The sequence below is a fragment of the Candidatus Liberibacter brunswickensis genome, from assembly GCF_036858155.1.
Lineage (GTDB): Bacteria > Pseudomonadota > Alphaproteobacteria > Rhizobiales > Rhizobiaceae > Liberibacter > Liberibacter brunswickensis.
On the sequence record NZ_JAAEJX010000005.1, the window covers coordinates 42,960 to 68,600 of the forward strand.

Below are 25,641 nucleotides of genomic sequence, written 5' to 3' on the forward strand. Positions count from 1 at the left end.
TTTTGATTGTTTTTAGTATATGATAGATAAAACATATGACTTCTGTTCAGTAGAAAAAAGAAGCTTAGAAAAATGGCATTCTATAGATGCGTTTCGCATGGGCGCTAATGCTAATACAGATTCAGAGTCATTTTGTATTGCTATGCCTCCGCCTAATGTAACGGGATCGTTGCATATGGGTCATGCTTTTAATAGTACTATACAAGATATCATCGTTCGTTTTGAACGTATGAGGGGAAAGAATGTTCTTTGGCAACCAGGTATGGATCATGCTGGTATTGCCACTCAGATAACAGTTGAGTCTCGTTTACTGTCAGAATCTTCTCGCACTAGAGATTGTATTGGACGTCAGGCTTTTATTGAAAAAGTTTGGGAGTGGAAAGAAAAATCAGGAGGATCGATTCTCAGCCAATTAAAAAGATTGGGTGCATCATGTGATTGGTCCCGTGAGAGATTCACGATGGATCAAGGAATGTCCAAAGCAGTTATCCATGCTTTTGTTACTCTTTATAAAGATGGTTTGATTTATAAAGATAAAAGAATTAGTAATTGGGATCCATATCTTAAAACTTCTGTTTCTGATCTTGAAGTAATTCAATATGAAGTTAATGGTAGTTTGTGGTACTTACGTTATCCATTAGTTGATGGATCCACTTATCGTTATCCGATTAAGTTTGATGATGATGAAAATCCAACTGAGTGGGAGATTCGTGATTACGTTGTTGTATCTACGACTCGTCCAGAAACAATATTTGGAGATGTTGCCGTTATTGTTCATCCTGATGATTGTCGTTATAAAGATCTTGTTGGAAAGTATTTAAAACTTCCTATAGTTGGTCGTGTTATCCCTGTTATATGTGATTCTTATCCTAATCCTGAATTCGGATCTGGAGTGGTCAAAGTAACTCCTGCACATGATTTTAATGACTTCGAAGTAGCAAAGTGTCATAAATTAGATTTAATTAATATTTTGACTCCTCAGGCAAAAATTTTTCTATTAAAAAATGATAGTTTCTTAAAAGATATCGTTATTTCAAACGATGAAATAAATGATATTATCAATTATTTTGATGGTTTAGATTGTATTGAAGCTCGTTCGAAAGTAGTTTCATTCCTTGAAAAAAATAATTTACTTGATAAAGTTGAATCTTATAAGCACGTAGTACCTCGCTGTGAGCGTAGTGGTGTAATTATCGAACCTCGTATAACAGAACAGTGGTATCTTAATGCTAAAGTCTTATCAGAACCTGCTGTTCGTTCAGTAAAAAATTCTCGTACAAGTTTTATTCCTAAATCTTGGGATAAGAGTTATTATGAATGGCTAGATAATATTCAGCCTTGGTGTATTTCACGTCAGATTTGGTGGGGACATCAAATTCCTGTTTGGTATGGTCCTGATGGAAAACTCTTCGTAGAAGTTACTGAAGAAGATGCTTTGCGTTCTGCTATTGATTATTATACAGAGCAAAATAATGAAATTACTATAAGCATGCAAAAAATGATTCAAGAGGGAAGTATATCAAGTTTTTTAAAACGTGATGAAGATGTATTAGATACTTGGTTTTCTTCTGCCCTTTGGCCTTTTGCATCTCTTGGATGGCCAGAACATACTACTGAATTAAAGAATTATTATCCTACAAATGTTGTCGTAACTGGATTCGATATTTTATTTTTCTGGATCGCTCGTATGATGATGATGGGTTTGTATTTCATGAAAAATACTGAAGGAGAGGGAATTGAACCTTTCCAAATAGTTTATATGCATGCTCTAATTAGAGATAAAAATGGACAAAAAATGTCTAAATCTAGAGGCAATGTTATAGATCCAATTGATTTAATAGATCAATATGGTGCAGATGCTTTGAGATTTTATTTTTCTATTATGGCAGTCCAAGGACGTGATATTAAGTTAGATTTAGAACGTGTTGTTGGTTATCGTAATTTTATAACGAAACTTTGGAATTCTATACGCTTTGCAAAGATGAAAGATGCAAAACATAGTGTTTCTTTTATACCTCAAAATGTAGAGTGGGTTATTAATAAATGGATTATTGCACGACTTGCTGTTGTGATCAATGAGGTTACTATAGGAATGGAGAATCGTCGTTTTAACGATGTATCTGCCGTTTTATATCGTTTCGTATGGAATGAGTTATGTGATTGGTACTTGGAATTTATTAAATCAATTCTCAATCAAGAAGATGAAAAAGTAGTTTTTGAAACTTTATCATGTTTTTCGTATGTACTATATAATGTATGTAAGTTGTTACATCCGATTATACCATTTGTTACAGAAGAACTTTATGCTTATATCTCTCCATATGATGATAATAAAAAGAAAGATTGTTTATGCCATGTGCATTGGCCATCGCTTGTTTTTGATGACTGTTCATCTGTAGAAGAGGTTAATTGGATTATTAAATTAATTTCTGAAGTTCGTTCTGTACGTACAGAGATGAACGTACCATTAAAAGCAGTGATACCATTAGTTTTTGTCAATATAGATCCACTTATGCGAGATAGGTTAGTATGTCATAAGCATATTATTAATCGTTTATCTTCTGGAAATATTGTTTTTAAAGATTATCCTCCAGATCATTCAATTCAAATCGTTCTTGATGGTATGATATTCTTTTTGCAAATTGGTGATTTCATTGATTTTGTTAAAGAAAAATCTCGTCTTGAAAAATCTCTTAAAAAAGTAACTAGTGAACTATATTCTATTAAAAAAAGATTAGATAATAAATCTTTTATAGAAAAAGCTCCTCCTGAAGTTTTACAGTTAGAAAAAGAGAAACTTGCTAAGATTAAAAAGAAAAAACAATCCTTGGATATCTCTCTTAAGCGAATAGAATCTTTTTAAAAATCTACATTATTTTATTTAGAATATAAAAACATAGTAAAATAAATACATAACTGTAATGTTTTATTATTCAAAATATTTTTTCTCCATAAAATAACTGAATACAATTGACGATATATAAAACAGTAAATTGAAATTTAGCATAGCCTAATTGTATCAAAATATAAAAAATAGTTATTTTAATTGCTACAAATTTAGTAATTAATATGCTCTTAATTATCGTTTGATTTCACTAGCATAAGACATGATTTTGATATTCTGTATATCTATGCCATTTCCATATTTTCTCCTCTATACTTTGATAATGTCACCCATCTAATGCCAATACACAATACACCGCTATAAATTCCAAATCATAATTATTGTCATCGGAACTTAACGAAATTTTATTTTTTTCTACCTTTATTGGTTGCATGCTTGTTTCAGGTTGGAGGTATTATTATCGAATAATTTCTATATATCAATGCAATTAACGAAATCATTAGATAAATTATTTTATAAAGAAGGGTATAATCAACTTTATTAAATCTCTGATTTAAGATATAAAAGTAGTATGAAAAAAGTTATCAAAAACATTATTGATTGGTCTGAAATAGGGGTAAGATTTAAACAGTTTCGAAAATCCCTAGATCTAAGCCAAGAGAAGATGGGAAAGCTAGCCAATCAGACTTGTAGTTCTATTAGTCAGTTTGAGTTAGGGTCTACCCCCGCCAGCACCTAACTACGCCTTATTCTTACGTAACGATTTGGTGCGTCTTTCGATTGGCTATATGACGGTGTTGAAAACCTAGTATCTGAAAGAGATAAAGTTAAAAAAAGATCTTTAGATGCTAAAGCTATAGGGATGAGAATTAAAGAAAATAGACAAGAAAAAGAGGATTAACGCATAAACAGTTTGCGGAACTGATCGGGGTTGGCTGGAAAGCAATAGCTAATTACGAATATGGATATTGTAAGCCTGAAATTAAAACCGCCCTTAAAATCAAAAGAGCTTTAAACAAACCTTTAGATTGGATCTATTTTGGTGATGAGTGTATCACACCTAAAAAAGGAGGGATCAATAAACCTACAATTGAACAGAAACCTTATATACCCCTAAAACAAGTTAGAAAAGAGCTGAAAGAGAAAGTTATGTCTTATGTTAAACTAGATACTAACGCACTTTCGCTATTAGCCACTCGGTTACAAATGGAAAATAAGGCTAATACAACTAATGATAAAAATATAACTAACATACTACACAACATAGTCTCATCGGACTTCATGAAAAAATCAAGCGATTTGTGAGCGGTCTGGCAAAATTTTTTACTATTTTCAAATAATCTTCGTATCATATTTTCAAACAGTTAGACAGGTATAATAATGGAAATATACAACATAATAACCAAAAGTGTTCTTTATATCAGATAATCTTTAAGCTTGATAAAATATGTATATGGATATGGTGTTTTTTTATACCTTCGTATGTGTCATAATCGCTGGTGTACGTATTTTCAAGAAAAAAGTTCCGAAGGGTTTTAAGTTGGTGGAGAAAACTATTGTATCACAATGGCGTGAATCAAGTTTAAGTATATTGCAAATGTATTGTAAATAATACTTTTCTGTTCCGTTACCTTTTCCTTGCTTTTATACTTTTTGCATCACCGTTTTGTAGTGATATTGCTTATCTTTAGCATTAGCCATCTCTATCGTTGAAGAGGGATTGAAAATGAAAGAAAGAGAATTTGAAGAAAAATTTAAAATAAAAGACAGAGAGTTTGATAAGGAACAAATTATGTAATTGAAAATAAAAGAAAATTCATTAGAGAAAATGTGGACGATAAGCAAGGGAAGATTCCAGCCAAATAACATAATTCTAATAACTTAAAAATACTATCATCATAATCTATTTATTAGTTTTTAAGGTGATTTTGCTTTTTTACGTCTTATTTAGAGATAAAAATAAAGATGGTAACCAAGTTTTCAAATTTCCTTACTAATACGTTTTGCGTAAAAATAGAATAAATCCCGAGGAATCATACGCGTGGAATTTATAATAGTTTGATTACTATTATTATCACTTGATTAACTATATTTATATTCCACTACTGCATAAATCACTTATTGGATATAAATTGCAACGTATACTGTTTCTACTGCGTTAGAACTATATTGCTTTTGAAGATTTTGAAAGTTCTTCACTAAAATTATGCTGAAAAGAGATTTGGTTAGTAGTCTTCCTTGGTTTTTTATATACAACTTTTATGGTATATAAGTTATAAATTATTAAACATTCTGTAAAGTAAACCAAGCATATCTTATTCATAATATTTAGTTATAAAAATCTAGTTTACTTTATCGTCAAGTGATTAGTAACTATTGTTATTTAATTTTATCAAATGTTATTTTTGTTGTCTAAATATCTCCCAATAGACATCAATGTAGAACAAAAGATTTTCAGTATGATGATATCTGATCAGTATAGGATTATTTTTACCTATTTTGTTATGGATCCATTCTATTCAGAAAAGTATATCTTTTATATTGGTTTTTGGTGTATAGGTATAATATTTAAGAAGATACTGTAAAGTTGGTAATAACTAATTTATTTATCTCTGTCTTAAACCCTAAACAATCCTTTTCCGACTAAATACCAAGAACCAACAACTGTTGAAGACATAGATGCCATGACAAGCCCCGAATTTAACATCAATGACTTTCACAAGGAAATTTAAATCTACAATCTGAGTAATTAAAAATACAGATACTAACATAAGCCAATAGATAGTAATCTTAAAAGCTTTATTATTATAGGTAAAACGCAAATATTTATCTTCCTCCAAACTATTTTGCTTTTGCTTTCTCTTGTCTTAAGGATGACTGCATCGCTTTTTCAAGAAGTATATTTGCAGATTCGAATGTCTTATCTATATCTATCCCCCATATTAATACCTATTTTCAAATGACAAAATATCTTCGGGGATAATGGTTTTATTATTTAAAGGATTAGAAGGATCGTAGTACTGTTTCCATGCTCTCCCATTTTTTTGGGTTAAATCACTTAATTTATTAACTGAATGGTGTTGATATTTCTCCTAGATATATTCCATTTCATTAATCACGTAATTATCGTATTGATTGGGAAAATTTGAAATGCTAAATCTATAGGTATAGTAATGCGATAATTTCCGAAATACTTTAATCTATGATAAATACCAGCAAAAAATAGACCTTTCTTCTAGGCTTGGGGTTTTTTATTAACGTAAGATCGTTTCTTATCTAAAATAATATTGCAATGTGCGAAATAAATTAGTTTTTGTCTATTCAAATGTTGGGGTGAAGATCGGCATCTATACTCTTTTTCGAAGAAGAAATTTGATAAAGCAAGGAAAAGAGAAGGGTGGTCTTTTCTATTCTGAATACTGAGCTCTATCACTTTTTGGTAATGTAGACATCATGGTGCATTCTCTCGTCTCTAATTCAATGGTTTTTCATAAATTAGTATATTAATAAAAAACCATTACCTTACTTAACTCCCTTGATGTATGAACGAAATAGTTAATAAGAGATGGATTTAGATCTTTTTTCTTTCTTCATTAGATGATATACCGTTATTCTAGCAATTATATATGATGCAACATAATAATAAGCCCAATAAATGCTATAACACGGTATCGACGCCAACTGACAAAAAGCAAAAAGAACAAGAAATCCTAAAACGATTTTAGCCCATATAGTTTCATGGAAATGTTTATATATTACATATAAGCATACACCTCCAATATATGGAGCATATAACATCAATATGTATGATGGTACAAATAGTACCACTATTATCCATGATGGACAAAACAATTGGGATGAAACAAATATATTACAAATCGTACCGACAAGGATGATAAAAATATGCACTATAATAGGAATACCAAACCATAACCACCAAAAGGTATAAGCTAGACTTTCTTCTCCTTTCAATCCTTTTTTGAATCTATCTATCTATGCTAAACATTTTATTTTCTCCATTCATACTTCAAAAGCTAGTTGCACTCGTATGCAACTTTCACTTATTTGAGTCAAATAGCTAATGGCATTTAATTACTAATTAGTTTTAAAAAATAGGGGTTATCCCAAACTTTAATAGGGAAGACCTTTCTTTATAAAAAAACAGAGTTAAATCAATAAGTTATAACTTATCTGGTGACCCCTGCAGGATTCGAACCTGCGACATCCTGCTTAGAAGGCAGGCGCTCTATCCACTGAGCTAAGGAGCCAAGTTTTTGTTTTAAAATATACTAATGAGTCCAAGGCTCTAGACGATTATAAGAAAAGTTTTTTTGATAGGATAGTCTTTTTTGTCTTTCCTTATGTAATGGAATTACATGATATTTAAGATCATGATCTTTTGCATATTTTTCTGCTGTTTCTAGTGATGGAAAAAAAAGCTTTACTTGTTGTAAAGTATCCTTGGAAGACGTACAACCTAACATAGGTTCTATATAAGGAGGAATTATTTTTTCAAACTCCAATACCCATTTTCCTATACGACCTTTTTTCCCAGATTGGGTTGATGATTTTCTTATATTATAAATTTTTGCTATCATATTCACAATCTAGTATATCGCAGGTTTATACTTAATACTTAGTAAATATCTAATAAAATGGTCGGAGTGGAGAGATTCGAACTCCCGACCCTCTGGTCCCAAACCAGATGCGCTACCAGGCTGCGCCACACTCCGACAATATATAACGACATATTTTATATATATATATTCTGACTAATCAAGTTAAATTATTAGTTATCAAAAAAATAATTTTTCTTAGTTGAACATATCAATAGAAATAATATTATAAATTATATCATATAATAATATAACTAATAAATTATTTGGCTTAAGAAAGATTGTGTTCTCTCGTGCTGAGGATTATTAAAAAATTCTTCAGGAGAGTTTTGTTCAACAATTTGTCCTTGATCCATAAATACTATTCGATTTGCAACCTGGCGAGCAAAACCCATTTCATGTGTCACACAAACCATGGTCATTCCTTCTTCTGCGAGCTCAATCATTATATCCAGAACTTCTTTAACCATCTCTGGATCTAGAGCAGAAGTTGGTTCATCAAATAGCATAATCTTTGGCTGCATACATAAAGAACGAGCAATAGCAGCACGTTGATTTTCTCCTCCAGATAATAAAAGAGACGATCTATGAGCTTTATCTGCAATTTTAACCTTATTTAAATAGTACATCGCAAGTTCTTCTGCATCTTTTTTGGGAATTTTTCTAACCCAAATAGGACCAAGAGTACAATTCTCCAATACACTAAGATTTGGGAATAAATTAAAATGTTGAAAAACCATACCAACATCTTTATGAATATCTTCGATATTTCGTATATCACTGTTAATAGGTATGCCATTTATAATGACATCTCCTTCTTGATGTTTTTCGATATGATTAATACAACGAATTAAAGTAGACTTTCCTGACCCCGAAGGTCCTGCGATAATAACTCGTTCTTTTGGTAGTATATTGAGATTAATATCACGTAGTGCATGAAAATTTCCATACCACTTATTTAAGGATTTTATTTCAATAGCAAATTTATTTTTTTTTGATTTTTTTGGATTTTCCGTAGTATTTTTCATCTGTACAAGAATCCTTATTTTTTGCTCTTTTTATAAATAGTTTTTTCTATGAATACCGAATATGACGATATGCTAAAACAAAATATCCAAAACACGAATCCTACTAATATTAATCCAGTAGTAGGAGTGACGGAAGATATCCATGTTGAGTCACTGAAATTTGCTCTTACAACTCCTAGAAGGTCAAACATGTTGATTATAGATATAAGAGAGGTATCTTTAAATAATCCTATAAAAGTATTCACGATTCCAGGAATAATACGCTTAATCACTTGTGGTATAATAATGAAACGCATCTTATGATAATATTTTAATCCCAAAGAATCAGATGCTTCAAATTGTCCTTTTGGAATAGATTGTAAACCTCCTCTAAAAACCTCTGCAATATAAGCAGATGCAAAAGCAGACACTCCTATAAGAGCTCGTAATAATTTATCAACATCCCATGTATCAGGAAGAAAAAATGGTAATACAACGCTAGACATGAAAAGAACTAGCACTAATGGTATTCCACGCAATAGCTCAATGTATGAAACACATACATACTTCAAGATTGGAATATTAGAATTTCTTCCTAATGCTAATAAAATACCTACTGGCACTGAAACTACAATTCCAAAAAATGAAATCACTAGAGTTACTAGTAATCCTCCCCATAGTGATGTCTCTACAACGCTAAGCCATAAACCACCGTATAAGATGAAAAAAGAAAATACTGGAAATATACCAAATAACAAAACTCCATTTAGAAATTTACGAGGGAAAGAAGGTATAAGCATAGGTATTAGAAGAAATGATCCCGTAAAGAAAACTAGGATAGGTCTCCAACGCATTTTTACAGGATAATTTCCAAATAAAAACTGTTCATAGCGATCATATACAAAAGCCCAGCAAGCAGCGCTCCAACCATCGGGTTGGATTCCTCCTTGAGATACAGTAGTACATACTGACCTATTACTTCCCGTCCAGACAGCATCTATGAAAAGCCAGTGGATAATGTTAGGAATAGAATATATTAACAATAATGTTATTAATATAGTAAAAAAGGTATCTTTGATCGTATAAAAAAAATTAGTATGAATCCATGCAATAATTCCTCTTTGATATACTGGAGGTAAAGAAGGTGGTAGTAATTTCTTGCGTACATAAGGAAATTCTTTATTATGATCAATCATTTTCTTTCCTTCAAATTTGTTTTAGAGTTCAAGTAATTCATGAATAAAGAGATCATGATTGATAAACTTAAATATATTAACATCCAAATTAAAATAATTTCAATTGCTTGACCAGTTTGATTCATAATAGTTCCTCCAACCGACACTAGATCTGCATATCCTACAGCGACAGCAAGAGATGAATTCTTCAATAGATTTAAGTATTGACTGGTAAGAGGTGTAATAATTACACGCATTGCCTGTGGTAGAAGTATTAAACGTGTAACTTTTGTATAAGTTAATCCAAGTGTTATTCCTGCTTCTATTTGGCCACGAGGTATTGAAGTAATCCCTAATCTAACAATCTCTGCTATAAAAGATGCTGTATAGCATGACAAAGCCATATAAAGAGATATAAATTCAGGACTTATTGTGCTTCCTCCCACAAAATTGAATTCACCAAGTACAGGGCGATCAAAGTGTAATTGAAACTTTAATGCAGATAATACTAAAAATGGCAATCCAAATATCAAAAATATTGACGAATAAATCAAAGAAAATGATTTTCCAGTTTTTTCATGAAAACGGCGAGATAATTTTCCTGTAAAAATACTTAAAATTATTCCTAATATAAATGAAAAGATAAAAATTTTGCCATTCATATCCATTATTAATAACGGAAAAGATAGCCCTCTATTATTTAAAAATGTTCCAAATGGTAAGGCAATTGAATGATCCGGAATAGGTAAAAGTGATAGCACAGATCTATACCAGAAAAATATAACAATTAATGGTGGAATATTTCGGAATATTTCTACGTAAACTCTACAAGTCCATGATACAAGCTTATTGGATGATAGGCGTCCCGATCCTACTAATACTCCTATGAGTGTAGAAGGAATAACTCCTGAAAAAGCTATCAAGCACGTATTGGAAAATCCAACTAATATTGCCCTATAATATGAATAATCGCTTGTATAAGGGATAATTCCTTGATCTATTTCAAATCCAGAACGTTCTTTTAAAAACCCTATGCCCAAAGATACATTTGATTTCTCCATATTACGATAAGCATTACTGTAACAGAATAATATTATTATAGAAATTATCAATAAAATGAATGCTTGAAGCAATATTTTATGTACGCGTACGTCATATAAAAATTTCATTTCTATAAAGTAATCTCTAAATTCTTTTCTAATATTTTTACTAATCATACACCATATATCTCCTATAAATGATAAATAGAGATGTATTAAAGGAATTTTTTTGCCAATTTTTTTATTAAAACAAATAGTATTTATCTAGTATTTGACAAAAATTATTTACAAATAAATTCTAACGAATAGGTGGAGCATACATTAATCCACCTTTATTCCACAAGGAATTATATCTACGTGGAATCTTCAATACTGAATTATTTCCAAGATTTCGATCAAATGACTCACCATAATTTCCTACGTGTTTTATGATTCTATAAGTCCAATCTTTTGTAAGGCCTAGGCTTTCTCCTATACTGTTGCTTTTATCTACCCCAAGAAAACGTTGTATGTCTGGGTTAATAGTATCGCGACGTATTTTATCAACATTTTTTTGAGTAATACCAAACTCTTCTGCATTCACCATTGCGTAATGAGTCCATGAAACAATGTTATACCATTGGCTATCACCTTGTAGAATAGAAGGAGCAAGAGGAGATTTAGATATGATTTCTGGTAAAATTATATGTTCACTTGGTTTATCAGTAGTAAGCTTTAAAGCATATAAAGCTGATTGATCTCCAGTATATACATCACATCGATGAGAACGATAAGCGGCATCAATTTCTTCAACACGTTCAAATATTATAGGATGATAACTCATTTGATGAGCTTTAAAATAATCTGCAAGGGTTAGTTCTGTTGTCGTTCCCGCTTGGACGCAGATAGAAGCTCCAGATAATTGTGAAACTGAAGAAATACCTGGTTTTTTATACATGATAAACCCTTGTCCATCAAAATATGTGATAGGGCGAAAAGCAAGTCCTAGAGAAGTTTCGAGGAGCAATGTCCAGTCTGTATTACGACTTAGTATGTCTATCTGTTTTGACTGCAATGCTATAAAACGCTCTTTTGCACTCAATGGAAGGTATTGAATTTTAGAAGGATCATCAAAAATTGCAGAAGATAAAGCCTTACAAAAATCGACATCAAATCCTTTCCAATCTCCATCAGCTTTAATTTCAGAAAAACCTATAAGACCAGTATTAATTCCGCATTTCAAGAAACCTCTATTTTTAATATCTTGCAATACACTGGCATTAGCTGGAAATATTGTAAAAGATAGAATGATCAAGCAAAGAATGTTGATAAAAAAATCCCTGTGCACAAATTTATCCTTTCTTTAAAAATAGCTATTAATTTTTAGATATATTTTGGAGTTTATGCCACCAATGTACATCCATTAAAATATATTATTACAAATTAGCTGTAAAACAAGCAATAAAGAGGATTTTGTATGTTAACCTATTCTTCAAAAGACACTAAGCAATTGTTGCATAATTTCAAGATATTTTTCAGTAAAACCGTCAATATTAAATGATAAAAGTAATAATTTAATTATCTAGTCCTCAAATGCAGTCTATTTGCTTTTAATATTTATTTATATATTTTTCTTATAGGGGGGTACAATAATAAAAAATATCGTTAATTTTGCTTTATTTAAAAAGATTTAATAAATAATCATAATTTTAACAGTAGTAATCAGGAAATATTTTATTTTTTGATTGAAGGTGATTTTTTTTATTTTTATATGATCGAATGTAATTCTTGATTCGATAATTTGTTGCAATATTTTGAGTAATGTAGATTTAACTATTAATTTTTTTTAAAATTATTGATATTGTCGTTTTTAAATTTTCTACCTTTAAATTTTATAGCGAAAAATATTGTTATATAATTTGTGATTTTTCTTTATTAATATTTTTATAAAAGTAATTGACAGATTTTAGATTAATATTTTTCGGAATGTTCACTTAATGGTTTATATAAAGCTATATTTTATATTCCCCCAACTTAATATATTGCAAATATTCTATGAATTTATTTATTTTTAATTTTAATTGTATATTATTGCCTGGGTGTTTTATTGATGTTTTAGGTATTGTTTTACTCATAGAGCCATTACCACCTTTCCTTTGAAATGAAATACAACCACCCAAATTAAAACCTCCTTTTGTAAAGGTTAAATTAGTTGGTAAATTTCTCAAGATTTCTTTCATGGGATATATTTGTACTAATGATGTATCTTTATTATAAAGAACCAAGATCTCCCTATTTGGATTTTTTGAAAACCCCCATTTTAAAATATTTTTTGCATTATCTGTGAAAAAATTCCCCCACTTTTTATGATGTTCCTCTAAAAATAAAGGGTTTTTAGTATTTTTTGATTTTGAAACAATAATATCCTCTAACTCTTCTTTGCCTTTAGAGTTTAAACCAAAATCAGAGCAAAATTTAGAAACACTTGTTCTTGCTAATTGATTGAACGCCACTTTAGATTTAAAGCTCTTTATGTTGGCATCAATATAATGTCCTGATGCAAAATTTATTCTGATATCTGATTTATCTCCATATATTCCACCACCAGAAGTATTAGAAAAAGCACCTTCTATATTGAAATATTCTTGTAATTTTTTAATTATTGACGGGTGATCTACAATAGTATTCTGAATTAATGTTTCTACATTCATGCCTGCGTAAGCGTTTTTATTGTTTTTAAGCATTATATAATTCTTATACTGTCATAAACATGACCGATCATATCAGGAACAACAGCATTCCCTAGTTGCTGATAACCTTGCAATCCATTACTGACTTTATGTCTTGTTGGAAACCCCATTACTTTTTTGCATTCATCTATTGTAAGTCGCCTAATCCCTTGCTCTGTGTTGTATAGTCCTGTTCTAGCACCCACTCCGCCACCGTATGCCGATTGAGTTATAGCATGACCTTTAGGGCTATAAATACGTTCTCCTTGCCCACCTTTATTAAGAGTTCCTACTCTAATTGGCTCTAATTTATTTAAAATATCATTTTCATTTTTTGTGATTTTTATATCATCTCTAACCACAATAAAATCACTATCCACTTCTTTTTCTAATATACTTTCTAGAAATACCTTCTTATTAATTTCTTTAGGTCGACTATAATCCAAATTAGGTTTTTTGCTGTCTTTCATATCTTTTCTCAAAGCTACAAAATAAACTCTTTCTCTTGCTTGAGGGATACCAAAATAAGACGCATTTAAAACATGCTTGTTTAACATATAACCAATTCCATCTAATTTTTGTTCCATTATTTTAATTACATTTCCACCGTCAATAGTTAATATATTTTTGACATTTTCAAGAATAATGACATAAGGTTGACGGTATTGTGCAACCCTTTGTATTTCATAAAACAACCTTCCTCTAGGGTCAGATACTCCTTCGTGCTTCCCTGAAATTGAAAAGGGTTGACAAGGAAATCCAGCACACAAAATATCATGTTTCGGTATTTTTTTTGCTGGTATCTCTGTAATATCTCCACTGGGCTTTTCACCAAAATTTTGTTTATATACCTCTTGAACATGAGGGTCTATATCGCTTGAAAAAACACACTCTAGTCCTCTTTTTTCCAAAGCAAGCCTAAACCCTCCAATACCACAAAATAAATCTATAAATTTATACATACAACACCTTTTCTAATATACTATAAAACACATTTTCGCTTGTTTCTTTTCTATGATTATATTTAAAAACAGCTTCCCCTATATATTTATCTGTATATTTTTTAGAATAATGATGATGTTGCCCATAATACTGTCTTTTAACTATCGCCCAAAAACTTTCTATTGTATTTGTGTGAACAATACCATTTACATATTGTTTGCCACCATGATTAACTTTGCTATGCGATATAAGTTTATTCACTCTGCTATAAACTCTATATTCATCAGTAAAAATCTCAGAATTTTTTAAATCTACATTCTCTAATATTAGGTTTCTAACATCTTTTTTCTTAAATTCATTACATGGCATTGCAACAACATTACTATCTCTTTCTATTGCGCCAACAACCAGATGTTCCAGGTGTTTTGTACGTGTAGATCCAGTCTAAACTCTTGTGCAATGGTTTGTTAATCTCTAATCGAAGAAAATAGTTCCTAAAAAAACTAGCTGGTTTATTCATGTGAAAAAATAGCTGATTTAATCTATTACGACGTTTTATTCTTTTAATTCGTGAAGATCTTATTTGTTGATAGGTATTAATAGCTTTGGAAATTTTTTCTGTGCTTAGAAGTTGCGATAAAATATAAGCATCTTCTACTGCCATATTAGCTCCTTGAGCAATCAAGGGCAAAAATGTATGTGCCGCATCACCAATTAAAACGGTATCTCTATTATTATGCCAAAGATTACATATACATTCAAATAAAGGATAGATATGGGTGTCATTTGTTTTTAAAATGAGATCTATTATTTCTTTATGCCAATTTTTTAAATTCTTCAAAAACCATTTTTTATTTTCTGAAATCTTGTTTTCTTTGTCTTGTTTTAAAAAAGAGATATCACTTAGAGTATTCTTGTCTGTAATGAAAACTATGTTTATCGTATTATCTTCTCGCAATGGATATGTTACTAAATGGGAATTAGATCCGAAAAACACATTTACTGAGTGACGATCAATGAAATCAGGAGCATCATTTTGTGAAATCAAACAACGCAAGGCAATACTTCCTGAAAATATTATAGGTTGTGTATCTATGTATCTCCGTATATTGGAGTTTAATCCATCCGCGCCTACTATTAGATCAGGTTTTTTATTTTGTATATTTGATATTTTAGTGAAATCTGGATTTGTTACATTGGTTGATAAATGCAATTTAACTAAGGATTGTGTTTTGAGATTACTCAAAAGTATTTTATGTAGAGTATCTCTCTTGACTACTCCGTATGCTCCTCCCCAATTATTGCGTGAGTAATCGCTGCAAGAGAAGCGACTTAATTCTTTAAGGCTAAATCCTGAACGAAAAACAAAATCTTTCGGTTCAATCCAGACATCTTCTAACTGATCTAAGATACCGATTTTTTTTAGTATTCGTGAAGAATTAGGTGATATTTGTATGCCAAATCCCTTTTCAGACCATTGATCTTTTTTTTCAAGAACACAAGATTGTATTCCAAATTTAACAAGAGAATTAGCAAGAGTTAACCCTGATATTCCTGCTCCTACTATTGCTATAAATGGTTTATCTTTTGAGTGATAAAATTTCTTAGTTGACATTAAATGGATATAAAATTCCCTGCCGGAATAGTTTCTTCCGAGTTAAGTGAAGAGTCAAATTGATAAAGTGTTGAACAATAGGGGCAATGTTTTTTGTCTTCTTTTCCCATATTGATAAAAACATGGGGATGATCCAAGGGAGGAGAGGCTCCCATACACATAAATTTTTTAACTCCTATTTTTATGCTTTTATGCCCTTGATCGTTTTTAAAATGAGAAATAGGACTGTGATCCATAGTATTTTTCCTTAATATTTACTATAATACGTTATCAAGAAATTGTATATACAAGGGTTATCATAAACTTACACTGTTAATATTCTACAGGTAAAGGAAAATAATCAAGTATCTACAATAGAAATTATGAAAGATTTTTATGATGAATAATGTTAATTATTTTATCTCGTGGAGAAAATTCAAATTATCATTTTATGATGTAGGTGATAAAAATGATCCAGTTATTTTGTTGATTCATGGATTTACTTCTTCTTTACGAATCAATTGGTTGTCTACAGGTTGGATAAAACTATTATGTGATCAGGGTTTTCGGGTTATTGCAATTGATAATTTAGGTCATGGCAAAAGTGATAAACCATATGATCGTAATAATTATCGTCTTGTTTTTATGGCGGCAGATGCTGTGTCTCTATTGGATCATTTAAGAATTAGTAAAGCACATGTCATGGGATATTCTATGGGATCGCGTATATCATGCTCTATGGCAATATTTTATCCGTCTTATGTAAACTCAATTGTTTTGGGTGGAGTAGGAAGTGGTTTATATGATTCAAAGGTAATTGATTGGCAGCCTGTAATAGATTCTTTTTCTCTTCCATCTATTGATGATGTACAACATCCTTTGGGTAAAAAGTTTAGAAAATTTGCAGAACTTAATCCTGATAACGATCTAAAAACATTATCATCATGTATTTCTATGACTAGAAAATTATTTCATAAAGATGATTTAGGTCGCATTGACGTTCCGGTATTAATTGCCGTAGGATCTAAAGATGATATAGCAGGTTCTCCACAAGAATTGATGTCATTTATACCGCGCAGTCAATATTTAAATATTTATGATAGAGATCATATGTTGGCAGTTGGTGATAAGCAATTTAAAGAGGGAGTTGTAGAATTTTATTCAAAAATAAGGCATATATAATTAGGTATATCGTTTTTTACTACTAAATGTTGTTTTTTTGTTTTTGTTAAATGACTTATTAAAAAATACTGATAAGGATATTATTTATGTTGTATTGTTTCGATATTCTGCATTCAACATCTCGATTAGTATAATTAATTATCGTATGATTATTATGATAGTGATTTGAGGAAAAAATATTTGAAATGGAGACGTAAATGATTTCTGCTGAGATTAAAAAACTAGAGAAATATCTTCAAAAGATGTTTGGATCTAGTATTTCTGTAAAGTCACGTACTAATCAATCGGATTCATTAGAAGTTTTTATGAATTCGGAATTTATTGGACTCATTTATCGTAACGATGATGAAGGAGAGATGTCATATCATTTTGATATGTCTATTCTAGAAGATGATCTTTGATTTTTATTAATTGCTTAGTTGAAATATTTTGTTAGAAATTACTGCATAGTAATGATTTATAGAAAACAAAAATGTGTTTTTTTTTGTGAATGATTAATAGATTTATATATCTTTTTGACACTGGTTTTGGTTATCATTGGATAAAGAAAGATTGGATTCGTGGAATTAGTATCTCTTGTTTTTATGTTTGAAAACTATATGTGTAAAAAAGAGACTTCGGGAATTGATGATTGTTTGAATACTAAGGCTAAGGCAAAAGTTGTTTCTAAAGTTCAGGTTCCGAAACTATATAGGGTTTTGCTTATCAATGATGATTATACTCCCATGGATTTTGTTATTCATGTTTTGCAAAGTTTTTTTCACAAAGACCGTGAGAGTGCTGAGTTCATTATGTTAAAAGTTCATCGTCAAGGGATTGGTGAATGTGGTGTTTATTCGTATGAAGTTGCTGAGATGAAAGTAAACCAAGTGATGAATCATTCTAGACAAAACCAGTATCCTTTGCAATGTATTATGGAACAGAAGTAAAGGATTAAATCTTGTCTTTTTTTTCAGAAAATCTTGAAAAAGTTTTGCACCAAGCATTGGTTTTAGCCAATGAGAGAAATAATGAATACGCAACTTTAGAACATTTGTTGTTAGCTTTAATCGATGATTCAGATGCATCAGAAGTAATGGCTTCTTGTAATGTTGATCTCAAAGTACTAAAAGATGACTTGATTAATTACATAGACAATGATCGCTCTAATAAATTGAAAGATGGTTTTCGTGTAGAGTGCAAGCCTACTGCTAGTTTTCAAAGAGTTGTTCAGCGAGCTGTTCTTCATGTTCAGTCTATAGGTAAGAATATTGTTACAGGTGCTAATATTTTAGTTGCACTTTTCTCTGAACCAGATAGTCATGCTACGTATTTCTTACAAGAACAAGAAATGACTTTGTACGATGCTGTTAATTTTATTTCTCACGGTGTAAGCAAAAGAAGAGAGTTCACAAATTTTCAATCTTCCTTGAACATAAATAGTTCTAATTCAGGGAGTGAAGGCTTTGTCAATGATTCTAAATTTCAATCAGAATCCGATCGTTTCCCAGCTTTAAGTGCTTACTGTGTAGATTTAACAGAAATAGCTAAAAAGGGTAAAGTAGACGTTCTTATTGGTCGGCGTTATGAGATTAATCGAACTATACAGATACTCTGTCGTCGTTCAAAAAGCAATCCGTTGTATGTTGGTGATCCCGGAGTTGGTAAAACAGCCATAGCTCAAGGATTTGCCAAGCAAATCGTAGATGGTCTAGTTCCAGATTCCTTATTAGGTGCGAGGATTTTCTCATTAGACATAGGGAATCTTATTGCTGGTACGCGTTATAGAGGTGATTTTGAAGAGCGTATCAAAAAAATCGTCAAAGAAATTGAATCTTGTACTAATGCTATTCTTTATATTGATGAAATACATACGCTTGTTGGAGCAGGTTCTGCTACTGGAATTTCTATAGATGCTTCAAACCTTTTAAAGCCTGCTCTATCTTCTGGTATTTTGCGTTGTATAGGAGCTACTACTTATAGTGAATATCGTCAGTTTTTTGAGAAAGACAAAGCTTTGGTTCGTCGTTTCCAGAAAATTGATGTTGACGAGCCATCAGTTGAAGATGCTATTGAGATTATAAAGGGAATTAAACCTTATTTTGAAGAACATCATCAGTTAAGATACTCTAAGGAAGCAATCAAAGCAGCAGTTGAATTATCAATAAGGCATTTTTCTTCTCGTAAACTTCCTGACAAAGCTATAGATGTAATTGATGAAGCTGGTGCTTCTCAGATATTGCAACCTGTATCAAAAAGAAGAAAATTTATCACTGAAAAGGATATTAAAAGAACTATTGCATCAATGAGTCGTAGTATCAATACAACGAATGTTTCTAATGATGATGATTCCGTATTAATTAATTTAGAAAGTAATCTAGAAAGAGTTATTTATGGTCAGACAGCAGCAATTAAAAAACTTGTCTGTTCTATTAAAGTAGCTAGAGCAGGTCTTTCTAATCCAAATAAACCAATTGGTTGTTATATATTTTCTGGCCCTACAGGTGTTGGAAAAACAGAAATAAGCAAACAATTAGCATTTTGTTTAGGCATAAAGCTTTTGCGATTTGATATGTCTGAGTATATGGAACGTCATGCTGTTTCCCGTTTAATAGGTGCTCCTCCTGGTTATGTGGGCTTCGATCAAGGAGGAATTTTAGCTGATTCTGTTGATCAAAATCCTTATAGTGTTGTTTTATTAGATGAAATTGAAAAATCTCATCCCGATGTTGTGAATATTTTATTGCAGATTATGGACAATGGCATGTTAACTGATCAGAGTGGGAGAAATATTAGTTTTCGTAATGTTATTTTGATTATGACTACTAATGCTGGTGCTTTGGAAATGTCTAGATCAAGGATAGGTTTTGGTTCGTCAGATAATGATGATGCTGATAAAGAGGCTTTAAGAAATTTTTTCTCTCCGGAATTTTTAAATCGTCTAGATGCTGTTATTCCTTTTTCTGCATTATCTCCGGATATTATTCGTCAAGTAGTTCATAAGTTTATAATGCAGTTAGAGTGCCAGTTACAGGAAAAAGGCATTACATTTAATTTTTCAGAAGAGGTTATTAATTGGCTTGTTAAACATGGTTATGATGTAAAAATGGGTGCACGTCCTTTAGAGAGGATTATTAAAGAGTATATTAAGATACCTCTAGCCGATGAGATTCTTTTTGGAAAACTTAAAAAAGGCGGTGGTATTGTTCAAGTTTTCTTAAATCCTAATAAGAATGCTTCATCTCCTATTTGTTTTGAAATTGAACATTCTGCTAATGCTTCTATGGAAACAGAAGATATTAGGAATGATATAGATCCTTTGAGCATTGTATAATACAATTTTATACAAAGATAGATTTTGTTGTATCATTTAGTATTTTCAACTTTTTGTATTATGATTTACTATGAGTTCGTGTTTTTTTTAGTAATTATGTTGAATTTTTTCAAAAAAAATACTGATATAAAAAATAGAACTTTTTCTAGAGATTCTCTTTTTGTATTACATAACTTGCGGGATATAGATTATAATCGTTATTTGGCTTGTTTGCTTTCTCCGTCAAAATATCGTATTTTGCTAGCTTTTCTATATAATTTTAATGCAGAGTTGATGAACTTGCGATATGTGTCTAACAACCCAATAGTTGTAGACATTCGTTTACAATGGTGGAAAGATATTTTTGAATCATCTAAAGAAGATACTCTTCCTGACAGTATATCTCCTTTTGCTGTAGAATTATTATCTATTATTCGACAGTATAATATTCCATATTGGTTATTCCTTGATATGGTTGAAGCTCATTTTTTTGATCCATTTAGTGGTTCAATTTTTGATTGTAAAAAATTTGAAATTTATTCATTTAAAATTGCATCTCATCTTATTTATATAGCTGCGATGATATTGGATTGTAAGGATTGTTCATCTTTTCTTAGCGTTATTAAACATGCAGGAATAGCTCAATTTATTGGTCAATTAATTAGTCAATTACCAATACATTGTAAGAAGGGGTATCTATACTTTCCTTTAGATATTCTTGAGGCAGTTGGTCTGAATCGTGAATCTTTTTTATCTGGTCAAGACAGAGATAGAATATCTCTTGCTATTAAGATTTTTGCCGAATTAGGATTAGAAAACTTATTAAAGGCAAGAAAAGATATATGTTATATTCCACCAGATGTTTTCGCTGCATTTATTCCTGTTAGTATTACAGAGAGTATCTTGAAAAATGCTCAGAATAATGGATTTAAAATTTTTTCTAATTCTAATGAAATTTCTAGGTTTATGAATCAATGGTATATTTTTTCTTCTTCTATAAGAAAGATTTTTTGAAATAATAAATATACAATTATATGTATAAAATAATTTTATTTACAATATAAAGATGTATGATTAATATTTATAATTAAGATGTAAAATCTTTTATAAAACATGACTTATTGTTTTTCCTATTTTATTAGCTATAGGGATTATTAATGACAAAGGAAAATAATCATATAAAATATGATGTTTTTATAATTGATAATGACAAGGATATTAGCAATATTATTTCGAGTATATTACTAGAAATAGGATATACTGTTCATATTTCATATGATATTGATTCTGCTTTTGCAGAAATAAAGAACTGTATGCCAAAATTTGTTTTATTAAATATCCGAATGGTGGGATATATAGGAAATAGTTTGTCATTTCTGGATCGAGTAAAGGAAATTTATCCTAGTATTCTTGTTGTGATGATATCCGATTTATCACATGTTGATATGGCTATAGCATCGATTAAACGTGGATCATTTGATTTTATAGATAAGCCTATAAGGATAGATCAAGTTTATCGTATAATTGACAAAGTTATTGGAATTTCACGTATAAGTAATATATCTTCTCCCTCAGAAATAAAAGAAAATCTCATTGGTGAATCTGCACCAATATCTAATCTTCGAAAAACAGTAAATAATGTATCTATTAATAATAGTCATGTCATGATTTTTGGTGCTGCAGGCTCTGGAAAAAAACTAATAGCTCGTCTTATTCATAGGGGATCCTTAAGAGCTAAAAAAGATTTTATTCTTTTTGATGCTGCTAATATGTCTGCTGAATTTATGGAAATATCTTTGTTTGGGATTGAAAATTCTGCAGGAGGAGTGCAGAAAATTGGTTGTTTGGAACAAGCTTTTCAAGGAACAATTTATATTAATGAAATTGTAAATATTCCTTGTTGCTTACAAGATAAGATTCTAGATGCTCTTGTAGAAAGTAAATTTAAGCGTGTTAATGGGAAAAAAAACATTCCATTAGATATAAGAATTATATCATCTACTTCTGTTAATCCTCGTATTTATATTGTTAGAAACTTATTAAAAGAAGACCTTTACTATATTTTATCTGCATTTCAAATTAGAGTACCGTCTCTTGTGGAAATAAAAGAAGATATACCGTTGTTGGCTAATTATTTAATATGTCAAATTTGTCAAAGGGGAGCAATTAATATACGTTATATTAGTAATGATGTTATGGAAATTTTACAGAATTATAATTGGCCTGGTAATGTTCGTGAATTAAGAAGTTATTTGGAAAAAATTATTTTTATTCCTAATTATAATAATTCTAAATTAGATATTACCACTGATATGTTAGTTGATAGTACTAATAAATTTTTTCCAATTACTTTGCTGGAACATGATAATCAAATTATTAATTTATCTTTGCGTCAAGCGAGAGAAGTTTTTGAAAAAAATTATTTAATAGCGCAAATTAATAGATTTAACGGCAATATTTCTCGTACTGCTGAATTTATAGGGATGGATAGATCGGCATTGCATAGAAAACTTAAGTTATTGGGCTTATAATTATTAAAATATAGTTATGCCTATATAGTGTAGGAAAACCTTCGGAAATATCATTATTAAAATAACTTTATTATTTCCGAAGGTTTTTCAAATAAATTAAGATTGATATTCAAAATAGTATTATATTGAATTTATCTTTCAGGTTTAGTCCATGGGCTTATTAAGAGTTTTGGACGAGGTTTAGGTTTAGGTTTAGGAGGTTTTGGATTAGGATTAGGTGGAGGTTGAGGAGGTTCTGGATGAGGTTGAGGATTTGGTTTCGGAATGGGATTATGTGAATTATCAGAGCTATGGTGGCTAACATCAGAAGCTACAGCGTCACAAGAGGCAAGAATCATGCTAATCACACATAGAAAAACAAATTTATTGTTTAACATTTTCATTTACGGTCTTTTCTTTCTTCAAAATATATTATTTATGATTGACAATTTTAAATTTTATTAATATCACTCCTTTCAGGAGGAGTATTTTGTTCTTCATCTGGATTTATAAAGTCAATTCCTAGATCTATTAAGTCACTAGTAATTTCTTTTACTTTATCTGTTTTGTTTTTTTTAGGAGCTTTAAGTGCTTCGATCTTATTTGGGGTGTTATTGCTTATTTTAAGAGGATCAGATTTAGATGAATCGCAAGAAAATAAAGATGTGCTTATTGCAATTATCGGAGCTGCTTTTGATAGTAATAGTTTCATTTTTATAATATCCTGTAGTTTTCTATTTCAATACATTATCTTGGAAATAATGTATTGAATTTTTTTGTGTAAGTTTTTTATTAAAAATTATTTTTTTTAAATGTTACGGATTATCATTACTTTGTGTGCTTTCATGAATATTAGTTAGTGATTTATTTTGATTGGAAGTAGCTAGTAACAAATCTAATTTATGATCCTCTGGATTATCTCATTTTGTATTATTAGGTGATTCATGAGGTGACTTACTATCTTCTACACTTCCTTCTGTTATTTTTTTCTTAGTCTCATCGACTATTTTCTCTGCTGCGTTCTTACCCTTCTCGATTGCTTCATCTGCTTTTTTCTTAGCTGCTGATGTTGCATCATTAATTATCTCTTTGGTATGAGCAAACACTCCTCCTTTTTGGGGTGTTATCGGATCAGACGCATCAGAACTATTTTGGCAAGAAGCTAGTCCTATAGTGGTAATAGCAGAGAGTAATATAATTTTGTGATTTAATTTTTTCATGGGAATACTTCTTTCAATTTATATTTATGTTAAAGTTTCTACGGATGTTGGGTTGGAATTTAATTCAGTATTTTCTGAATTATTTGATTTGTCTTTTTCAGTTTTTATTTCTCCTAATTAAGGATTTTTGGTACCAGGAAGTAATTCATCCAGTTCTTCCTGAGCGGCTTTTTTTACGTCTATAGCTGCATCTACCAGATGATCCATAACGCTTTTATGTTGTTCTTTTTGGGTTATTGGTTGTGCCTCAGGAGAATTATCTCCACAAGAAGATAATGTTGCAGTTGTTAGCAATAATAATGTGATAGGATGTTTAAATAATTTCATTTATATAATTTCCTCCTGTATTTCAATTAAATGAATAAATTAAAGTATAGATATGTATATATAAGATTTATTATTTTATAATTTAGTTATTTTGATGTATTAAATTATATTTTTTAAAAAAATATTTTAAAATTAGAGTAAATTATCTAATAAATAATATTATTATATATTAATTACATGATTTAAAATATAAATAAATATTTTTAAATTTAATTTAAGTATATTTTATAATTAAAAATAAAAATATAATTATTTTTTATTTAAATAATGATATTTATAATAATTAATTACATAATAATTTATATTAAAATAGTATTTATATTATTTAATAGAATAATATAATTATTTTTTATTTTAAAATTAAATATTTATTTAAAAATATCTACTTCATTAAATTTAATATCTATATTTCTATAGACTTGAAGTAGTAAAAGTGGGATTAGTGTTTAATAAATAAATAAATCATTTCTATAAATAATTTTGATATGGAGTAACTTTATGAATCAAGATCATTTTTCACCTCTTATTATTTGTCGTAGAGGAATTATGTTGGTTGTTTCTTCTCCTTCTGGAGTTGGCAAATCTACTATATCAAGTCATCTACTAAAATCTGATCAAAATTTTGATATGTCAATTAGTGTCACTACTCGTGTTCCTCGTCCTAATGAAATTGATGGTAAGGATTATCACTTTTTAAGTATTAGAAAGTTTAATGAGTTACAACAATCTAATTCTTTTATAGAGTGGGCAGAAGTGCATGGTAATTTTTATGGTACTTTGCGTGATCCTATAGAAAAAACTATATCTCATGGAAGGGATATGATCTTTGATATTGATTGGCAAGGTGCTAAAAATATGCATAAACATATGAAGTCAGATATTGTATCTGTATTTATTTTGCCTCCTACAATGAGTGAATTATATTCTCGTTTGAGTTTACGATCTGAAAAAAATCTAGAAGATAAAGAAAAAGTTAAATTAAGATTAAATAATGCTTATTTAGAAATAAAGAAATGGAATGACTATGATTATGTTATTGTCAATTATGATGTAGAAGAATCTCTCAGAATATTAAAATCTATTATTGAAGTTGAGAGGATACGTCGTAGTCGTCTTAAAAGGGGTATTGGTGATTTCGTAGAAAAATTATTAGAAGAGAAGATGTGAATTTCATTTTCTTAGA

24 protein-coding genes and 2 tRNA genes are annotated in these 25,641 nt (G+C 30.0%); 10 read left to right on the forward strand and 16 right to left on the reverse strand.

Annotation, left to right across the window (positions count from 1 at the left end; translation table 11 throughout):
• Positions 1-19 precede the first annotated feature (19 nt).
• The 3 genes from GY664_RS02010 to GY664_RS05070 all read left to right on the forward strand — a co-directional run bounded on the left by GY664_RS02010 (position 20) and on the right by GY664_RS05070 (position 4,150).
• Positions 20-2,863, forward strand: a complete 2,844-nt coding sequence (locus GY664_RS02010; protein ID WP_333947787.1) for a valine--tRNA ligase — start codon at positions 20-22, stop codon at positions 2,861-2,863.
• Positions 2,864-3,416: 553 nt separating this feature from the next.
• On the forward strand, positions 3,417-3,584 hold the full coding sequence (locus GY664_RS02015) for a helix-turn-helix transcriptional regulator (protein WP_333947788.1): 168 nt from the start codon (positions 3,417-3,419) through the stop codon (positions 3,582-3,584).
• A 206-nt stretch (positions 3,585-3,790) separates the two neighbouring features.
• Complete coding sequence (locus GY664_RS05070; protein ID WP_408612119.1) at positions 3,791-4,150, forward strand: hypothetical protein; 360 nt, start codon at positions 3,791-3,793, stop codon at positions 4,148-4,150.
• A gap of 2,887 nt (positions 4,151-7,037) precedes the next feature.
• On the opposite strand, the gene GY664_RS02020 is transcribed toward GY664_RS05070, so the two are convergent.
• From GY664_RS02020 to GY664_RS02075, 12 genes are all read right to left on the reverse strand, one after another.
• Positions 7,038-7,113 (reverse strand) — tRNA-Arg (locus GY664_RS02020).
• 21 nt (positions 7,114-7,134) lie between these two features.
• Positions 7,135-7,443 (reverse strand): NADH dehydrogenase ubiquinone Fe-S protein 4, encoded by a 309-nt coding sequence (locus tag GY664_RS02025; protein WP_333947789.1) that lies wholly within the window; start codon positions 7,441-7,443, stop codon positions 7,135-7,137.
• 58 nt (positions 7,444-7,501) lie between these two features.
• Positions 7,502-7,578: transfer RNA gene (locus GY664_RS02030), tRNA-Pro, on the reverse strand.
• A gap of 137 nt (positions 7,579-7,715) precedes the next feature.
• Positions 7,716-8,489, reverse strand: coding sequence for an amino acid ABC transporter ATP-binding protein (locus tag GY664_RS02035; protein WP_333947790.1), 774 nt, complete (start codon positions 8,487-8,489; stop codon positions 7,716-7,718).
• Positions 8,490-8,503: 14 nt separating this feature from the next.
• Positions 8,504-9,664, reverse strand: a complete 1,161-nt coding sequence (locus GY664_RS02040; RefSeq protein ID WP_333947791.1) for an amino acid ABC transporter permease — start codon at positions 9,662-9,664, stop codon at positions 8,504-8,506.
• A complete protein-coding gene (locus GY664_RS02045; protein ID WP_333947792.1) occupies positions 9,661-10,860 on the reverse strand; it encodes an amino acid ABC transporter permease in 1,200 nt (399 codons plus the stop codon). The genes GY664_RS02040 and GY664_RS02045 overlap by 4 nt, the downstream gene beginning before the upstream one ends.
• A 121-nt stretch (positions 10,861-10,981) precedes the next feature.
• The gene (locus GY664_RS02050; RefSeq protein ID WP_333947793.1) at positions 10,982-12,010 is read right to left on the reverse strand and encodes an amino acid ABC transporter substrate-binding protein; all 1,029 of its coding nucleotides are present in this window, start codon (positions 12,008-12,010) and stop codon (positions 10,982-10,984) included.
• Positions 12,011-12,674: 664 nt separating this feature from the next.
• Positions 12,675-13,406, reverse strand: coding sequence for a hypothetical protein (locus tag GY664_RS02055; protein ID WP_333947794.1), 732 nt, complete (start codon positions 13,404-13,406; stop codon positions 12,675-12,677).
• Complete coding sequence (locus GY664_RS02060; RefSeq protein WP_333947795.1) at positions 13,406-14,353, reverse strand: DNA cytosine methyltransferase; 948 nt, start codon at positions 14,351-14,353, stop codon at positions 13,406-13,408. Before GY664_RS02060 ends, GY664_RS02055 begins: the two co-directional genes overlap by 1 nt.
• On the reverse strand, positions 14,346-14,702 hold the full coding sequence (locus GY664_RS02065; protein ID WP_333947796.1) for an IS1595 family transposase: 357 nt from the start codon (positions 14,700-14,702) through the stop codon (positions 14,346-14,348). The genes GY664_RS02060 and GY664_RS02065 overlap by 8 nt, the downstream gene beginning before the upstream one ends.
• 13 nt (positions 14,703-14,715) lie before the next feature.
• Positions 14,716-15,948: an FAD-dependent monooxygenase gene (locus GY664_RS02070; RefSeq protein WP_333947797.1), complete on the reverse strand. Its 1,233-nt coding sequence runs from the start codon at positions 15,946-15,948 to the stop codon at positions 14,716-14,718.
• Entirely contained in the window at positions 15,948-16,184 is a 237-nt protein-coding gene (locus GY664_RS02075) for a zinc-finger domain-containing protein (RefSeq protein ID WP_333947798.1), read from the reverse strand. The genes GY664_RS02070 and GY664_RS02075 overlap by 1 nt, the downstream gene beginning before the upstream one ends.
• Positions 16,185-16,323: 139 nt before the next feature.
• On the opposite strand from GY664_RS02075, the gene GY664_RS02080 reads away from it, so the two are divergent.
• The 6 genes from GY664_RS02080 (at position 16,324) to GY664_RS02105 (ending at position 22,932) form a co-directional block, all read left to right on the forward strand.
• Positions 16,324-17,109 (forward strand): alpha/beta fold hydrolase, encoded by a 786-nt coding sequence (locus GY664_RS02080; protein ID WP_333947799.1) that lies wholly within the window; start codon positions 16,324-16,326, stop codon positions 17,107-17,109.
• Between the two features lie 197 nt (positions 17,110-17,306).
• Entirely contained in the window at positions 17,307-17,510 is a 204-nt protein-coding gene (locus GY664_RS02085) for a DUF3126 family protein (protein WP_333947800.1), read from the forward strand.
• A 159-nt stretch (positions 17,511-17,669) separates the two neighbouring features.
• Positions 17,670-18,038 (forward strand): ATP-dependent Clp protease adapter ClpS, encoded by a 369-nt coding sequence (gene clpS, locus GY664_RS02090; RefSeq protein ID WP_333947801.1) that lies wholly within the window; start codon positions 17,670-17,672, stop codon positions 18,036-18,038.
• 11 nt (positions 18,039-18,049) lie between these two features.
• On the forward strand, positions 18,050-20,422 hold the full coding sequence (gene clpA, locus GY664_RS02095; RefSeq protein ID WP_333947802.1) for an ATP-dependent Clp protease ATP-binding subunit ClpA: 2,373 nt from the start codon (positions 18,050-18,052) through the stop codon (positions 20,420-20,422).
• A 96-nt stretch (positions 20,423-20,518) separates the two neighbouring features.
• Positions 20,519-21,415, forward strand: coding sequence for a squalene/phytoene synthase family protein (locus GY664_RS02100; protein ID WP_333947827.1), 897 nt, complete (start codon positions 20,519-20,521; stop codon positions 21,413-21,415).
• A gap of 143 nt (positions 21,416-21,558) precedes the next feature.
• Positions 21,559-22,932 carry a sigma-54-dependent transcriptional regulator gene (locus GY664_RS02105; RefSeq protein WP_333947803.1) on the forward strand — a complete coding sequence of 458 codons (1,374 nt, stop codon included), beginning with the start codon at positions 21,559-21,561 and terminating at the stop codon, positions 22,930-22,932.
• 131 nt (positions 22,933-23,063) lie between these two features.
• Here GY664_RS02105 and GY664_RS02110 read toward each other — a convergent pair whose 3' ends face one another.
• The 4 genes from GY664_RS02110 to GY664_RS02125 form a co-directional block, all read right to left on the reverse strand.
• Positions 23,064-23,315 (reverse strand): hypothetical protein, encoded by a 252-nt coding sequence (locus GY664_RS02110; RefSeq protein ID WP_333947804.1) that lies wholly within the window; start codon positions 23,313-23,315, stop codon positions 23,064-23,066.
• Between the two features lie 47 nt (positions 23,316-23,362).
• Positions 23,363-23,623, reverse strand: a complete 261-nt coding sequence (locus tag GY664_RS02115) for a hypothetical protein (protein WP_333947805.1) — start codon at positions 23,621-23,623, stop codon at positions 23,363-23,365.
• Between the two features lie 208 nt (positions 23,624-23,831).
• Positions 23,832-24,131 carry an ATP synthase subunit B family protein gene (locus GY664_RS02120; RefSeq protein ID WP_333947806.1) on the reverse strand — a complete coding sequence of 100 codons (300 nt, stop codon included), beginning with the start codon at positions 24,129-24,131 and terminating at the stop codon, positions 23,832-23,834.
• A gap of 117 nt (positions 24,132-24,248) precedes the next feature.
• Positions 24,249-24,458: a hypothetical protein gene (locus GY664_RS02125; RefSeq protein WP_333947807.1), complete on the reverse strand. Its 210-nt coding sequence runs from the start codon at positions 24,456-24,458 to the stop codon at positions 24,249-24,251.
• Between the two features lie 498 nt (positions 24,459-24,956).
• On the opposite strand from GY664_RS02125, the gene gmk reads away from it, so the two are divergent.
• Entirely contained in the window at positions 24,957-25,625 is a 669-nt protein-coding gene (gene gmk, locus GY664_RS02130; protein ID WP_333947808.1) for a guanylate kinase, read from the forward strand.
• The last annotated feature ends 16 nt before the right edge of the window (positions 25,626-25,641 follow it).

Coding starts and splice junctions, on each gene's coding strand:
- GY664_RS02055 (WP_333947794.1), bottom strand. CDS start 13,406: ATGCTTAAAAACAATAAAAACGCTTACGCAGGCATGAATGTAGAAACA.
- GY664_RS02080 (WP_333947799.1), top strand. CDS start 16,324: ATGATGAATAATGTTAATTATTTTATCTCGTGGAGAAAATTCAAATTA.
- GY664_RS02010 (WP_333947787.1), top strand. CDS start 20: ATGATAGATAAAACATATGACTTCTGTTCAGTAGAAAAAAGAAGCTTA.
- GY664_RS02100 (WP_333947827.1), top strand. CDS start 20,519: ATGTTGAATTTTTTCAAAAAAAATACTGATATAAAAAATAGAACTTTT.
- GY664_RS02115 (WP_333947805.1), bottom strand. CDS start 23,623: ATGAAACTATTACTATCAAAAGCAGCTCCGATAATTGCAATAAGCACA.
- GY664_RS02015 (WP_333947788.1), top strand. CDS start 3,417: ATGAAAAAAGTTATCAAAAACATTATTGATTGGTCTGAAATAGGGGTA.
- GY664_RS02110 (WP_333947804.1), bottom strand. CDS start 23,315: ATGAAAATGTTAAACAATAAATTTGTTTTTCTATGTGTGATTAGCATG.
- GY664_RS02045 (WP_333947792.1), bottom strand. CDS start 10,860: ATGATTAGTAAAAATATTAGAAAAGAATTTAGAGATTACTTTATAGAA.
- GY664_RS02105 (WP_333947803.1), top strand. CDS start 21,559: ATGACAAAGGAAAATAATCATATAAAATATGATGTTTTTATAATTGAT.
- GY664_RS02075 (WP_333947798.1), bottom strand. CDS start 16,184: ATGGATCACAGTCCTATTTCTCATTTTAAAAACGATCAAGGGCATAAA.
- GY664_RS02035 (WP_333947790.1), bottom strand. CDS start 8,489: ATGAAAAATACTACGGAAAATCCAAAAAAATCAAAAAAAAATAAATTT.
- gmk (WP_333947808.1), top strand. CDS start 24,957: ATGAATCAAGATCATTTTTCACCTCTTATTATTTGTCGTAGAGGAATT.
- GY664_RS02070 (WP_333947797.1), bottom strand. CDS start 15,948: ATGTCAACTAAGAAATTTTATCACTCAAAAGATAAACCATTTATAGCA.
- GY664_RS02120 (WP_333947806.1), bottom strand. CDS start 24,131: ATGAAAAAATTAAATCACAAAATTATATTACTCTCTGCTATTACCACT.
- GY664_RS02025 (WP_333947789.1), bottom strand. CDS start 7,443: ATGATAGCAAAAATTTATAATATAAGAAAATCATCAACCCAATCTGGG.
- GY664_RS02065 (WP_333947796.1), bottom strand. CDS start 14,702: ATGCCATGTAATGAATTTAAGAAAAAAGATGTTAGAAACCTAATATTA.
- GY664_RS02085 (WP_333947800.1), top strand. CDS start 17,307: ATGATTTCTGCTGAGATTAAAAAACTAGAGAAATATCTTCAAAAGATG.
- GY664_RS02040 (WP_333947791.1), bottom strand. CDS start 9,664: ATGATTGATCATAATAAAGAATTTCCTTATGTACGCAAGAAATTACTA.
- GY664_RS02125 (WP_333947807.1), bottom strand. CDS start 24,458: ATGAAATTATTTAAACATCCTATCACATTATTATTGCTAACAACTGCA.
- GY664_RS02060 (WP_333947795.1), bottom strand. CDS start 14,353: ATGTATAAATTTATAGATTTATTTTGTGGTATTGGAGGGTTTAGGCTT.